Source organism: Pseudomonas sp. Irchel 3H7 (assembly GCF_900187605.1).
In the GTDB taxonomy this organism is placed as follows: Bacteria; Pseudomonadota; Gammaproteobacteria; order Pseudomonadales; family Pseudomonadaceae; genus Aquipseudomonas.
Window position 1 is genome coordinate 499,704 of record NZ_FYEA01000002.1, and the last position, 12,224, is coordinate 511,927.

13 protein-coding genes are annotated in these 12,224 nt (G+C 60.9%); 9 read left to right on the forward strand and 4 right to left on the reverse strand.

All coding sequences use genetic code 11. From position 1 onward, the window contains the following. Window positions 1–148: 148 nt before the first annotated feature. Together CKW38_RS05575 and CKW38_RS05580 are read right to left on the reverse strand one after the other, a co-directional pair. A complete protein-coding gene (locus CKW38_RS05575) occupies window positions 149–808 on the reverse strand; it encodes a DUF3313 domain-containing protein (protein WP_095112114.1) in 660 nt (219 codons plus the stop codon). After that, window positions 808–1,125 carry a hypothetical protein gene (locus CKW38_RS05580; RefSeq protein WP_007913297.1) on the reverse strand — a complete coding sequence of 106 codons (318 nt, stop codon included), beginning with the start codon at window positions 1,123–1,125 and terminating at the stop codon, window positions 808–810. Before CKW38_RS05580 ends, CKW38_RS05575 begins: the two co-directional genes overlap by 1 nt. Before the next feature lie 147 nt (window positions 1,126–1,272). Here CKW38_RS05580 and CKW38_RS05585 point away from each other — a divergent pair, with 147 nt between their 5' ends. From CKW38_RS05585 to CKW38_RS05605, 5 genes are all read left to right on the forward strand, one after another. Then, complete coding sequence (locus tag CKW38_RS05585) at window positions 1,273–1,992, forward strand: response regulator (RefSeq protein ID WP_095112115.1); 720 nt, start codon at window positions 1,273–1,275, stop codon at window positions 1,990–1,992. Beyond that, on the forward strand, window positions 1,992–3,326 hold the full coding sequence (locus CKW38_RS05590; RefSeq protein ID WP_095112116.1) for an ATP-binding protein: 1,335 nt from the start codon (window positions 1,992–1,994) through the stop codon (window positions 3,324–3,326). Before CKW38_RS05585 ends, CKW38_RS05590 begins: the two co-directional genes overlap by 1 nt. A 68-nt stretch (window positions 3,327–3,394) precedes the next feature. Continuing rightward, window positions 3,395–4,684, forward strand: a complete 1,290-nt coding sequence (locus tag CKW38_RS05595; RefSeq protein ID WP_095112117.1) for an FAD-binding oxidoreductase — start codon at window positions 3,395–3,397, stop codon at window positions 4,682–4,684. Window positions 4,685–4,709: 25 nt separating this feature from the next. Then, a complete protein-coding gene (locus CKW38_RS05600) occupies window positions 4,710–5,267 on the forward strand; it encodes a helix-turn-helix domain-containing protein (protein WP_095112118.1) in 558 nt (185 codons plus the stop codon). Window positions 5,268–5,288: 21 nt separating this feature from the next. Beyond that, window positions 5,289–6,635, forward strand: coding sequence for a glutamine synthetase family protein (locus tag CKW38_RS05605; protein ID WP_095112119.1), 1,347 nt, complete (start codon window positions 5,289–5,291; stop codon window positions 6,633–6,635). 23 nt (window positions 6,636–6,658) lie between these two features. On the opposite strand, the gene CKW38_RS30340 is transcribed toward CKW38_RS05605, so the two are convergent. Continuing rightward, window positions 6,659–6,790 carry a hypothetical protein gene (locus CKW38_RS30340; RefSeq protein WP_256588341.1) on the reverse strand — a complete coding sequence of 44 codons (132 nt, stop codon included), beginning with the start codon at window positions 6,788–6,790 and terminating at the stop codon, window positions 6,659–6,661. Window positions 6,791–6,941: 151 nt separating this feature from the next. Between CKW38_RS30340 and CKW38_RS05610 the strand changes: the two genes are divergently transcribed. From CKW38_RS05610 to CKW38_RS05625, 4 genes are all read left to right on the forward strand, one after another. Continuing rightward, complete coding sequence (locus tag CKW38_RS05610; protein ID WP_007913288.1) at window positions 6,942–7,238, forward strand: DUF3144 domain-containing protein; 297 nt, start codon at window positions 6,942–6,944, stop codon at window positions 7,236–7,238. A 317-nt stretch (window positions 7,239–7,555) separates the two neighbouring features. Continuing rightward, window positions 7,556–9,880 (forward strand): hypothetical protein, encoded by a 2,325-nt coding sequence (locus CKW38_RS05615; protein WP_095112120.1) that lies wholly within the window; start codon window positions 7,556–7,558, stop codon window positions 9,878–9,880. Beyond that, window positions 9,871–11,091: a hypothetical protein gene (locus CKW38_RS05620; RefSeq protein ID WP_095112121.1), complete on the forward strand. Its 1,221-nt coding sequence runs from the start codon at window positions 9,871–9,873 to the stop codon at window positions 11,089–11,091. Before CKW38_RS05615 ends, CKW38_RS05620 begins: the two co-directional genes overlap by 10 nt. A 10-nt stretch (window positions 11,092–11,101) precedes the next feature. Continuing rightward, complete coding sequence (locus tag CKW38_RS05625) at window positions 11,102–11,755, forward strand: DUF1266 domain-containing protein (protein ID WP_007913282.1); 654 nt, start codon at window positions 11,102–11,104, stop codon at window positions 11,753–11,755. 6 nt (window positions 11,756–11,761) lie between these two features. Here the strand turns inward: CKW38_RS05625 and alaE are convergent, their stop codons facing one another. Next, window positions 11,762–12,223 carry an L-alanine exporter AlaE gene (gene alaE, locus CKW38_RS05630; protein WP_095112122.1) on the reverse strand — a complete coding sequence of 154 codons (462 nt, stop codon included), beginning with the start codon at window positions 12,221–12,223 and terminating at the stop codon, window positions 11,762–11,764. Window position 12,224: the final 1 nt, after the last annotated feature.

Sequence of the window (12,224 nt, forward strand, 5' to 3'; positions counted from 1 at the left end):
GCTCGGCGCTTTTTTTCCTGACGCACCTGTGTAGGAGCTGCCGAAGGCTGCGATTGATCGTTCCCACGCTCTGCGTGGGAATGCAGCCGGGGAAGCTCCGCGTCCCAACAAGATCGCAGCCTTCGGCAGCTCCTACAGGGGAATGTGGTTACCGGCGCAGGGTTGCGTAGGATTTACCGAGGTCGCTGGCCCAGCCATCCAGCACCACTTTGACGTCGTCGGCAGTCAGCACCTGTTTGTCGTTCTCCAGCGGCACACCAGTGCCTTTGCGTATAACTTCGGCAATCACTTCGCCGGTCGAACCGTCCTCGAACGACACCTCGGTAGCGACCTGACTGTCCTGATCACGGATACCGGTCGCCGTGCTTACGCCCGCAGCGACGAGGGTGACGGGCAGCCACTCATAAAAGCGCAAACCCTGAGTGCTGGTCGCCACTTGGGTGATGGCGGGGCGCACCACCAGCGTATTCGGTCCCGGTTGATTGACCAGATGCATGACCTTGCCCAACTCCAGCCTGAGCGCGGCGTCGTAGTAGTCGGTGACCCCAGACAATGTGCTCAGCGGAATCCGCAGAGTCGGCTCGGCGCTCGGGTAAAATTGACTCGGCGCCAGATAAACCTGCGTGTATCGACCCCGGGCGAGGGCCGGGCTGACCCACGCCAATACAGGCTGACCGGACGGTGACTGGCGCTCGCTCAACACGCTGTAGTCATGCAGAAAACCGCTGTGTTCGACCTTGTTACTGCTGCAGGCCGACAGGCTCAGGGTGGTGGCGAGGGCCAGCGACAGCGAATGCGTGCGGGTCATTAACGGGTTTCCTTGTGAGGTTGCGTGGCGATGCTATCCGAGCATTCGATGTGCAACTGGCCGTGGCTCATGATCCATTGGATCAAGTCGGCGGCGGCAATGCTGTGGACGTATTCGACCCAGTGCGCATTGGTCGGGCTGAATTGCTCGAAGTAGCGGCGCAAGACGATCCGGCTCTGATCGCTGGACACGCTCAGGCAAGACTCCTGAAACACGATCGGCGTATCAGGGCCGAGCGCCGCGGTGCGCTGGCTGAGGATCAAGGGACGATTGCTGTTGTGCCCCCCGGCGCAATGGTTGTCGTTCAATAGCTTCATGCGAACCCCCTGGATTGGAATGGCCGCAGAATGCCCGCGAGGTTTTGCCAGAGAATGTCCGCTTGATGTCTGGCGGGTAGAAATGTTGCTCGATTGAAATAAATGACCCGGGCGGCGAAATGGCTTTAGATTGGCTTTTTTTGGTGCATGGATTCTGTAACTGTGAGCAGACTGCTGTTCGTCGACGATGACGTGGAAATTCTCGCGCTGCTGAAGAAGTTCTTCGTGCAGCACGCCTATGAAGTCGACGTGGCGCCGCACGGCGAGGCCATGTGGGCGGCGATCGCGCAGAACCGTCCGGACACGGTCATTCTTGACCTGATGATGCCCGGCGAAAGCGGCCTGAGTCTGTGCCAAAAGGTGCGCGCGCAGCTGGGCATTCCGATCATCATGCTCACGGCCATGGCCGAGCTGAGCGATCGCATTGTCGGTCTGGAGTTGGGCGCCGACGATTACCTGACCAAGCCTTTCGCCCCGCAGGAATTGCTCGCTCGCATACGTGCCTTGCAGCGCCGCGCTGGCGAACAGCGCAGCCCGGTCGAGCCTTCACGCCCGGTGATCGGTTTCGCCGGTTGGCATCTGGACATCACCTGTCGCGAATTGCGCTCGCCGGAAAACGTGATGATTCCGCTGTCCGGCGGCGAGTTCGATTTGCTGGTGGTCTTCCTCGATCACCCGCAGCGCATTCTCACCCGCGAACAGTTGATCGACCTGACCCACGGCCACGGCCATGACGCCTTTGATCGCAGCATCGATGTGCAAGTCAGCCGCCTGCGCCGCAAGATCGAACCGGACAGCAAGCGCCCGGACCTGATTCGTACGGTGCGCAACGGCGGTTATCTGTTCACTGCCAAGGTCAGCCGCTGATGATCCGCCGACTGTTGCGCGGCGACACCCTGCGCCGGCACATCGCCCTGACCATCGTGGCGGCGATGGTCGCGTCACTGGCGTTGAATGCGCTGTTCGTGCAAGTCGCCGGCATCTGGGCGCGGCCACCGATTGAACGCACCGGCCTGCTGGAGCAGATTGCCGCGACCTCGCGGGTGATCGAAGCGGCCCCGGCCAACCTGCGCCCGCAACTGGCCGCCGCCGCGAGCAGCGCCATGCTGCACGTGTCGTGGCAAGCACAGCGCGCGGATTTCGATCTGCCCAATGACGGCCTTCGCCTGCCAGCGAGCAGGGTGCCGGTGCTGCAGCAACTGCTGGGCAATGATCGAAAAATCGAGGTGTTCAGCCCAGGCGACTGGCCGAATGGCAGTCCCCAGGCGCATTACGCCGCCGTCTTGCAATTGGTCGATGGCAGTTGGTTGTCATTTATCCCGCCGGAGCGCAGTTGGGGGCTGGAATTTGGCGTGCGTATTGTGATCGTCATCGCGTTGGGACTGATTGCCACATTGCTCGTCGCCTGGGTCGCCACCCGGCAACTGGCCAATCCGTTGCAGCGTTTCACGCGTGCCGCCAGACGCTTCGGCACTGACCTGCGCGCACCGCCGATCAAACTCGAAGGCCCCGACGAAATTCGTCAGGCGATCATCGCCTTCAACACCATGCAGGCACAGATCCAGCACTTCATCGCCGAGCGCACGCACATGCTCGCGTCAATTTCCCACGACCTGCGCGCACCGCTGACACGCATGCGTTTGCGCAGTGAGTTCATGGAAGACCTCGATCATCAGGGCAAATTGATTCGCGACGTTGAAGAGATGCAGTCGATGATCAACGCCGCGCTGGCGTTCTTCCGCGAAGACACGCACCGCGAGCAGACCACGGCATTCGATCTGTCGGAGCTGCTGCAAACCATCGTCGACGACTACCGCGATCAGCACATCAATGTCGATTTCGATGGCCCGGCGCATCTGGTGTACGAAGGGCGACCGCTGGGGATCAAACGGGTGATCGTCAATCTGCTGGAGAATGCGCTGAAGTATGCGCAGCGTCCGGGCATTGCATTGAAGTGTGATGAGTATTCGATCTGTATCGAGGTCAGCGACGAAGGCCCCGGTATCCCCGAAGCGGCGTTGGAACAGGTGTTCGATCCGTTCTTTCGCCTGGAGGCTTCGCGCAACCGCGACACCGGGGGCGTAGGCTTGGGGCTGTCGGCGGCGCGGGCGATTGTGCGCGAGCAGGGCGGAGAACTGACGTTGAGCAACCGTAGCGGCCAAGGATTGCTGGCGCGGGTTGAGTTGCCGCGTAACGGATAGTTGCTGGCGTGAAATTTATTCTGTAGATTTTCATGAAATTATAAAAAGATAATTTCATGAGGTCGCGCATGTTTCAGCAATCCAGCCAGCACGTCGACAGCTATTACGCCCATAGTTGCGCGGATATTCTGAGCAACCGCGCTGTGCTGGAAGGCCAGCATGACGCTGACGTGGTGATCATCGGTGCCGGTTTCAGTGGCTTGCACACGGCGTTGCGTCTGGCGTTGGCCGGCAAACGCGTGGTGGTGCTCGAAGCCAGTCGCGTGGCGTGGGCCGCGTCGGGGCGTAACGGCGGGCAGGCGATTCTTGGTTGGTCATGTGACATGCCGCCGCTGGAAGCTGCGTTGGGCCATGAACGGGCCAGACGGCTTTGGGATGGCATGCGCTGGGCCGCCGGGGAATTACGCGACTTGCCCGGGCGGCATGGTTTCGATTGCGACTATCGTCCCGGGCATTTGTGGACGTCGGTGATGCCACGGCGGGTCAGTCTGCTCAGCGAATGGCAACACGAGGCTAGCCACAAATGGGGCCACGATGGGTTGCAGTTCATTCCCCGTGAACAACTGCCGGAATGGGTGGCCACCGATCGCTATCAGGCCGGGCTTTACGACCCTGAGGGCGCGCACCTCAATCCACTGAAACTGGCGCTGGGCCTGGCGGACGCTATCGAGCGAGCCGGCGGGCGTATCCATGAACAAAGCAAAGCGTTGAGTTATCAGGAGCAGCGCGACGGTTTCCGCGTCAACACCGAGCGCGGTGCGGTGCGCGCCGATGTGCTGGTGCTGGCGTGCAACGCTTACCTCGATGAACTCGACCCGCAACTGTCCAGTTGCATTCTGCCGGTGGGCACCTACCAAGTGGCCACCGCACCACTGACATCCGAGCAGGCCACCGCGCTGTTGCCGCGCAATGTCTGCGTGACCGACAACCAGTTCGTCCTCGATTACTTCAGGCGCACGCCGGATAACCGTTTGTTGTTCGGTGGCGGCTGCACGTATCTCGGTGGCATGCCCAAGGACATCGCGGCAGCGACCCGACCGTTTCTTGAGCGGGTATTCCCGCAGCTCAAGGGCGTCGGCATCGAGTTTGCCTGGGGTGGGCATATCGACCTGACGATGAACCGCACACCCGATGTCGGCGGCGCGGGCAGTCGATATTGGCTGCAAGGCTACTCGGGCCACGGCGTTCTGCCGACATTGGCCGCCGCGCGTGCGGTGTCCGATGCGATTCTCGGTGATGCCGATGAACTGGCGTTGTACCAGGGCCTGAGTAATGGCCGTTTCCCCGGTGGCAAACATTTCGCGGCACCGCTGGAGGCGATTGGCAAAGCCTGGTATCGCCTGCGCGACAGTATTTGATGAGACCTTTTTCGGAATCCATGGCATGAACAAGCAAGAAGAAATCGCCGCGCTGGCGATCCTCATCCACGACCTGCGCAAGCACAAGAAATGGACCCTGAAGGAACTGGCCGACAAGATCGGCCGTTCGGTGGGTTTCCTCTCGCAGGTCGAGCGCGGCTTGTCGCGGCCAACCGTGGCGGATCTCACCGCGATCAGTGAAACCTTCGGCGTGCCGACCACTTACTTCTACAGCCTGCCCAAGCCTAAAGAGTTGCCGTGGGTCACGCGCCCGGACGAGCGCCGCACGCTGTATTACGCCAATGGCATCACCGACATTCTGGTGTCGCCGCAGATTCGCGCCTCGTTCTCCATGCTCGAAAGTCATCTGGAAGCCGGCGCCAGCAGCGGTGATCGCCATCTGACAGACAGCTCGGAGCAGGGCGGTTACGTCCTCGAAGGCGAACTGACGCTGTGGCTGGGCGACGACGAAGAACCCGTCACATTGAAGGCCGGCGACAGCTTTCAATTCGACAGTCATACCCGTTGCCGTTACGGCAACCTCACCGAGCAGCTGACTCGCGTGCTCTGGGTCTACACCTGATCACAAAAAAGGATGAACACGATGGACGCTGTCTGCGCTGACCTGCTCGCCGAAGTGCGTGCCTTTCGCCAACGCTACCCCGAAGTGCGTTATGTCGACCTGATTTGCCTGGACATTCCGGGGCACTTTTATGGCAAACGCTATCCGGTCGACATGCTCGAAAAAGTCGCGGCGGGCAGTGTGCTGAAACTGCCGCAGAACTGCGTATTGCTGGGCGTGCAGGGTGGCTTGTTCCCGATCGGCGATTACTGCTTCAACGACGGCGACCCGGATGCCGTGCGCCGTCTGGTGCCGGGCACACTGAAACCGGTGACATGGGAAGCGCAGCCGCTGGGGCAGATGCTGATCACTTCGGACGGCACCGAAAAGCCGATCGAGTTCGAACCCCGTGAAGTCCTCGCACAGGTGCTCAAGCGTCTCGCGCGCAAAGGCATTCATCCGGTGGTGGCCTTCGAGCTGGAGTTCTACCTGTTCGATAAAAAGCTGCGCGACGGTCTGCCGCAATTCCCCCGCGACGACCTGACTGACGACGCCGATGATCAACCGAACCTGCACATCGAACGCCTCTCACGCTTCGCGCCGGTGCTGGATGAAATGGTCGAAGCGACGCGGTCGCAGGGTATCGATGCCACGGTGATCACCGCTGAACTTGGCCCCGGTCAGTTTGAAATCAACTTCGGCCATCTCGATGACGGTTTACGTGCCGCCGACTGGGCGGCGTTGTTCTGCCGCAGCACGCGGGGCGTTGCGCTTAAACACGGCTACCGCGCCAGTTTCATGGCCAAGCCGTACTTGCAGCATCCGGGCAGTGGCATGCATGTGCATGTCAGCCTCTACGATTCGGCGGGCAATAATCTGCTAGCCGCGAATGAGCAGCAGCCGCTACGCCATGCAATCGCTGGATGCCTGGAACTGCTGCCGCACAGCATGCCGATCTTTGCGCCGAACCAGAATGCGATGCGCCGTTTAGGCGGCACGGTGAACACCGCGACCAAAGCCAGTTGGGGCTTTGAGGATCGCGATGCGTGCCTGCGCATTCCGGAGTCGGACGCGAAGAATTTGCGCGTTGAATATCGGCTGGCGGGCGCGGATGCCAATCCGTATCTGGTGTTGGCGGCGATTCTGGTGGGGCTTGAACACGGGCTGGAGTCGGGTAAAGAACCGATCGTACCGCTGAATGAAGACCGCAACAGCGGGATCGATTTCCCCAAGGAGATGTTCGAAGCCGTGCGTGCGATGCAGCATCAGCCGCAATTGCGTGAGGGATTAGGCGCGGAGTTTGTCGATGTGTATTGCGAGAACAAACGGCAGGATCATTTGGCGTTTATGCAGGAGATTGGTGCGCGGGAGTATCGGTGGTATTTGTGAGTGACGGGATCGTCACGAGGGCGTCAACAGTGGTGACGTTTGCAGCGAAACCCCCAGACATTCACCAGTTTGCGCTCCAGCGCCTTCCAGTCGGCATCAGACAAGTCGCCTAATTCAATCATCAGATGGCCATTTGCGGCTTGGAAGGTATTCATGGATTGGCGCCCGGGCGTGGAATATTGGATGGGGAGCACACAGTGATACAGGCCACTGACGTGCTTGTCAGCACTCTTGGGGCGTAGCGAGCCAAAGCGGGAAGTGTTCCAATTACGCAATTTCCCGACACTGACAGACAGGTAATCAGCAATGACCGATACGACCGATGATGCATTCTACGATCGCGCCGATGCGCATATAAACCTGTCGAACGAGCAGCTGAAAGTGTTCGAAAACCTTGGCAAAGTCAGCGCGTCGATGATGTTCGGCACCACTCGATTCAACGCCTGGGTGAGCGCGCGCAGTTTCAAGTCGGGCGAAGAAATGGCACAGGCTCGCGAAGCGATGTTGAAGTATTTCTGTGAGCAGTACCGGATGATGCTTGAGGATAACCTTGACGACCACATCAACAATTTCAGCCAGTACATGACCGCGAAAAACGTTTGACAGGTAGGGCAGGTCCTCAATCGATGAGGTACAGCCTGATCTCAATGGTCCTGATCGAAGGAGCGTTTGCAGTGAGCTGTCAAACCAGTGATATCGTGCCCGTCCACTGTTTGCACTCCAATCACTGATTGCGCCCCACCCGCACACTTGGTTTTTCAAACGCCAACTGGTAGCGTGCGCCACCTCGCTGTATTACCCGATCCTTGTCGTCATTTTGCCGGTCACTGGCAGACGTAAACGAGTCCCCGCTGCCCACTCGAGGGCGCCGACGCAGGATGCATCGGGCGATGCACAGTCATTCGCAAATGGAGTTCACAATGACGCAAAACAGTACCGTGCTGTCCGGCATCCAGCTGGATCAATTGATGGATCGTCTTGAGGTCGAGCATGAGGAACACGGTGCCGACTATCTGCTGGACCAGTTGCGCGCCCAGCCGCTCAGGGCGGCCTCGCTGGAGTCGATTGGCCGTCTGCACGGGCTGTGGGTCAACGCCGGTGATGCTGACAGGGCCAAAGCGGTATTGGCCGACGACGGACAGGCACTGATCGAGATTACGCCTGACGACGCGCGCAACGAGCTCAAGGTCAATCTGCTGATTTACCAGCTGCGACTGGGCAACTACCTCAAAGACGAGCAGGGCCTGTTGCTGACGCTCGACACCCTCCAGCAATTGACCCACGAGCCCCTGCCGTTCGATATCGAGCAGTACCGGCGCTACCGCATTTTCGATGATCTGCAGCACGCCACCGTCGACGTCGCCCTCAAGGCTATCGAGGTGCGTCACACCTTGGCCCAGGTCAACCCGGACCGTCACGCCCTGCGGGCCTGGGACGATGCTGATCAGTACCGGCGCCGGGCGCAGGTGCTGGCCAACCATGAACGTGAGGAAGAGGCGCGCGAAGCCGCGCTGGCGGCAATTGCCGCATTGCGCACCGCTGACGAAGAGCAGGACGTCGACGCTAACGACTGGCTGTGGCTGGGCAATGCGCTGATCGAAATCGTGCCATTGCGTCTGGCGATGTTCGAGCAACCGGTGGTGCGCTTGATCGCCGAATTGTCGCTGCCCCAGCGCCGGGAATGGGAAGTGCGTCTGGCGCGTCTGGCCGCGCGCTCCCTGCAGGCTCAGGGCAACCTGGCCGGCGCATTGGCAATCTGTGAAGTGGCAACCCTGAGCCTGGAATCCAGCGGCGGTGACAACTTCGTTGATTTCCATCTGCCCTGGCTGCTGGAAAACGGCCAGATCGAAGAGGCCGGGCAACGTGCGTTCATGGAAATCTATGAAATGCGCGGCGAATTGTGGCCGGGCACGGCCTATTGGGTCCACGATCGCCTGCTTGATGCCGAGGATCAGTCCGCGTGGTGGCCGTTGTGCGTGATGCGTGCCTGTGACGATCAAACGGTGCTGGAGCAGTTCCTTTCCGGCCTGCCGTGGCGTGACGAGTCGACACCGTCGCTGGGCCCGTTGCTCGATGCTCTACATGCTGCGCGCAATGACCTTGAACAAATCGACAACGTTTTCGACCAAGCGCTGGCAGAGACCGAACGCCGCTCGCCGAACCACCCATGGATTACCCGCCTGATGGCGGTGCGCGAACATCAGGCCGGTCGCATCGACGCCAACACTCAACTGACGATGCTGCGCGAGGCCGTCTCGGCCGGCGCTATGCAGGACAACCGCAGCGTCTTCAGCCTGTTCAGTGCCCACGCCGATGTGCACGGCATTGCCGATGCCCTGCGCCAGCCTTTGCCGCCCATGGCCGCTGGCATGTACTACTACCAGTTCGCGAATGCCCTCGAGGACCTGGTCGAAACGCATGTCGAGGATCTCACGAGCGAGGAGGCCGAGCCGACCTGGTGGCGGCTGCGCGAAGTCCAAAAACTTGCCTATGAACTCGGCCAGGCCCGTATGGAGCAATGCTTCGCCAGCGGCCGCGGACATCGCTTCGATGCCTGCGCGCACCTGTACTCGATGCTGTGCAACAACCTCGCGATCAATTACCGCTGCTACAACGAACAACTCGTTGAGCAGGCCCTTGAGTTGCATACCCGCGGCATCGCCGCCAGCTCGTTCGCCGAACATTATCAGGGCATCCTCCGCAACCGCATCGAACTGAAGGATAACCAGGGCATCGCCGACGCCGCCGAACAGCTTTGGCACTACGCGGCCGACTACGGCTATAGCCGTCACGATCCAGAAGAATACATACAGGACGTCACCCGCGCCCTGTACTGGCTGGACCGCGAACGCGAGATTCCGGTCTGGCTGGAGCGCATTCTCAAATGGCAGGAAGAGCGCGAAATCAGCGACAAAGAGCTGGAGTATTCGCCGCTGTTCGCACGGATGAAAATTGCCTTTTACCTGTCGTACTGCCTGCCGGAGGCGGCCACCAGCCTGTGGTTGCGTTACGCGCAGCTCATCAACGAAGGCGACGAACCAACCCTGCTGGGCTGTGCCGGTGATGTGCTCAAGGGACTCGGGCGCAAAGAAGAGGCCGTGGCCTATTACCAGCGCGCGATCCTGCGCAGTGATCCGAACAGCCAGGTGGATCAGGGCAACAATGAAAAGTTTCGCCAGTTCATCGCCGAACTGCAGGCGCCGGCAAAATCGGCCGGCAAGGCTTGGTGGCAGATATGGAAGTGACACCTGCGCAGCGCCAGTCCGGTTACGCCCCGCGCAACGCGCTCAATGCCGATCAACTCAAGCGCGGCATTGCCGAGCGCAGTAAGGCTCGCGGAGATGCGCCAGAGGTGAGCAAATGGTTGCTCAACCATTTCTATCGTCATCTGGTCGGTAACTTCGAACCTGCGCGGCGCATCCTGACGTTAGAGCAGGCTGTCGAGGCATTGGGCGCCGAGCCGCCGTCCTGGGTGGCCAAACATTTAAGCGACGCCGGCAAAGCTTCGCAGCAGGCGTTCGCGCCGTTGGTCTGGGTCGATCCGCAGCAATCGCCGCTGCTGGCCGAGGAGACCTTGCTGGTGGAGTTCCTGACCTCGCGTCAGGGCACCGCGCTGGCAGGCAAGCTTGACCGGATCAACTGCCCGCAGGCACTGGCGCTGTGGCAAAAGGAGCATGCGCAAATGGCTGCGCGGGTCGAGCAGGGCTGGTGTCAGAGCCAGCCTGAGGCGTTGCTCACGCGAGTGACCACCGCTGAGCACGTATTGCAGGAGCTGCGGCCCGAGAGTGATTTGCTGCGTGCGGAAATGGCCTTTGAAAGTTACGTGATGCGCCACTGCCTGGGCCAGTTTGCCGATCGCCGCGCCTTGACCGGCGGCTACGGTGAACGCTACGCCGAAGCAGTGGAAGAGCAGCGCATGCGCGTGTTCAGTCTGCGCGACGGCCAAGGCCAGCCGCACATTACTATCAGCCTGATCGTCCAGGACGACGGTACGTTGACTGTCGAGCAGGTCAAGGGCAAGCAGAACCGGCCGCCGGTCGAGCGTTATTACCCGGACCTGCTTCAGTGTCTGAATGCCCTGGACACCGACGAGCAGACGCCCGCCGACTGCATCGCCATCGGCATTGTGCGCACCGACGCGGGCTGGCTGCGCATCGAAGAGGTCAACGACCCGACCGCCCAGACTCGGCTGGTGGCCCGCTATCCGCAATTGTACGAGCGCCTCGATGCGCCTTCGGCCATGGTCGAATGGCTGGTGGCCGGACGTCAGCCGCAGCAGTTCTTGCAGGTGGCCCCGCAAGCGGTATCGGTCAGGTACGCGACCCGGCATATTTTCAGCAAGCGCATTGAGCATCAGCCGAATGACCCGCAGTACCTGACCGAAGGTGTGCCGTGGCCGGACATGTCCTCGCGGCTGGTGGAGGAAATCCAGGCCTGGCAGGCGCGGGCAAGGTAAGGAAACCGACATGTTTTTGCTTATCACAGTGGTTGTTTCAAGCTGGTTGTTGTGGCGAGCGTTCAGACCTCGCGGCGCCTCATTGTTCAGCCCGCGCAAACACTGGTCGCTGCTGCTGGCCCGGCCCATGGTCGATGCGATGGCCGTCGAGGGTTTCTACTCCCCGGCGTGCGATCACTTCACCGAGCAATCGCAGACGATCCTGCGGGCAGCGTTGCTGCACCAGGCCGGGATCCGCAGCAACAGCAATGACGAGGCGGTGCGGGCGCACTTCAGTGCGACGCTCGATCAGCAGTGGTTTGGCCTCGATTTGCAGGCGCTGACAGCCACCGATGACCCGCGTGCGGCCATGGCTTTTGCCTGCGTGCGGGTGACGTTTCTGGTCCGGTGTGCGCTGCTTATGCGTTGGCTCGAGCCTGACCTTGCCTGGCGCGTGCTGCTGCTCAATGCGCAGCGGGCGCAGGACTGTTTCGACAGTTGGGAAGATTTCGGCAAGGCCTATCAGTCGGGGCGCAAGCAATGGGTCGCGACGTTTCGCGTCGACTCGCTGGGCGAAGCGTTTGACGAGCCGCAACTGCGTCAGCTGCTGGCGCCCGGCGGTGGGGCTTGGGCTGACGTAACCTGGCGAACGCCAGCAGCGTTGAACCCGGTTCTGGTGAGGTAACCCCGACTACTCCTTCAATGACATCGGCCTGTCCCCGCCCGGCGGCAGGCCAAACAGCTTGCGCACGCCGTTAAGAAACGCCCCATAAGGTCGCCCCAGCACGAGCATCATCACCGCCGCGCCAAGCGTGCCACGCAGCAGGCCGGCTCCTGATGCACCACTGAAGGCAATGATCGCCGCATAGATAGGCACCTGAAAACTGACGAGGGCAACACTGTCCCAGAGCACTCTGGACAACCGACCCTCACTGGCTCGCGTCATCACCCAATCGCGCCATAGGCCGTAAGGTCGCGCGACTGGAATCATCAGCACCGCGCCCAGCAGGCGCGCCTGGAGAACCTGATCCCACGTCATGCCGGCAATCAAACGTTCATTGATGATGCCGGTGGTGGTGAAAAACAGGATCAGCGCTGTGGTGTCTGCGATAAATGCAGTCCGACGCGTTGGCTGTTGCAGGCGTTGCGGCACC

Bases quoted from the DNA above. Each gene is read 5' to 3' on its own strand.
- CKW38_RS05575 (WP_095112114.1), bottom strand. From the start codon at position 808: ATGACCCGCACGCATTCGCTGTCGCTGGCCCTCGCCACCACCCTGAGC.
- CKW38_RS05580 (WP_007913297.1), bottom strand. From the start codon at position 1,125: ATGAAGCTATTGAACGACAACCATTGCGCCGGGGGGCACAACAGCAAT.
- CKW38_RS05585 (WP_095112115.1), top strand. From the start codon at position 1,273: ATGGATTCTGTAACTGTGAGCAGACTGCTGTTCGTCGACGATGACGTG.
- CKW38_RS05590 (WP_095112116.1), top strand. From the start codon at position 1,992: ATGATCCGCCGACTGTTGCGCGGCGACACCCTGCGCCGGCACATCGCC.
- CKW38_RS05595 (WP_095112117.1), top strand. From the start codon at position 3,395: ATGTTTCAGCAATCCAGCCAGCACGTCGACAGCTATTACGCCCATAGT.
- CKW38_RS05600 (WP_095112118.1), top strand. From the start codon at position 4,710: ATGAACAAGCAAGAAGAAATCGCCGCGCTGGCGATCCTCATCCACGAC.
- CKW38_RS05605 (WP_095112119.1), top strand. From the start codon at position 5,289: ATGGACGCTGTCTGCGCTGACCTGCTCGCCGAAGTGCGTGCCTTTCGC.
- CKW38_RS30340 (WP_256588341.1), bottom strand. From the start codon at position 6,790: ATGAATACCTTCCAAGCCGCAAATGGCCATCTGATGATTGAATTAGGC.
- CKW38_RS05610 (WP_007913288.1), top strand. From the start codon at position 6,942: ATGACCGATACGACCGATGATGCATTCTACGATCGCGCCGATGCGCAT.
- CKW38_RS05615 (WP_095112120.1), top strand. From the start codon at position 7,556: ATGACGCAAAACAGTACCGTGCTGTCCGGCATCCAGCTGGATCAATTG.
- CKW38_RS05620 (WP_095112121.1), top strand. From the start codon at position 9,871: ATGGAAGTGACACCTGCGCAGCGCCAGTCCGGTTACGCCCCGCGCAAC.
- CKW38_RS05625 (WP_007913282.1), top strand. From the start codon at position 11,102: ATGTTTTTGCTTATCACAGTGGTTGTTTCAAGCTGGTTGTTGTGGCGA.